The sequence below is a fragment of the Mycobacterium sp. NS-7484 genome (assembly GCF_001953975.1).
Taxonomy (GTDB): domain Bacteria; phylum Actinomycetota; class Actinomycetes; order Mycobacteriales; family Mycobacteriaceae; genus Mycobacterium.
Genome location: NZ_MBEJ01000124.1, coordinates 1 through 547, shown reverse-complemented (window position 1 = coordinate 547; position 547 = coordinate 1). Strand labels below are relative to the sequence as shown.

The window sequence follows — 547 nt, the reverse complement described above, 5'->3', positions numbered from 1 at the left end:
TACGCGGTCACGCCCACCGGGATCGTGAACGTCTTGGCCACGTCATCGGCGGTGTCGTCGACGACCTCGAACACGTCACCCTCCGACGTCGCGGTGTGGTGCACGATGCACTCGGCGAAAGACAGCTCGCCGTCCACGACACCGCCGATGACGTGGCCAAGACGTTCACGATCCCGGTGGGCGTGACCGCGTACACCGTGACGGTGGACGGCGACACCACGACGTCGATCACGACGAAGACGAAGGCGGCGTTGCAGTCGGCGCTGCGGGCGCTGGACAGCGTGCAGGCCCTCGACGCACCCGGCGTGACCGTGGATGGTCCCGACGGCGGCCCGCTGGTGGCAGTGTTCACGGGCCCGGTCACCACGGTGACGGCGGCAGGCACCGGCGGCACGGTCGCCGTCGCGTAACCCCAAGCTCCCCAGCCCGGTCGGGCCCGACTCCCCGGCCGGGTCTGGGGCCTCGTCATATCTGAGTCGGATCACCATTCGAGGAGTCGGAACAATGGCAGCACCACGCAAACGCGCCGCGCAGAAGTCCGCACAGG

Annotated in this window: 1 pseudogene; it reads left to right on the top strand. The window is 69.1% G+C overall.

Going from position 1 to position 547, the window contains the following annotated elements:
• Positions 1 to 410 (top strand): annotated as a pseudogene (locus A5733_RS22500) (hypothetical protein); the annotation flags it as partial.
• Between the last annotated feature and the right edge of the window lie 137 nt (positions 411 to 547).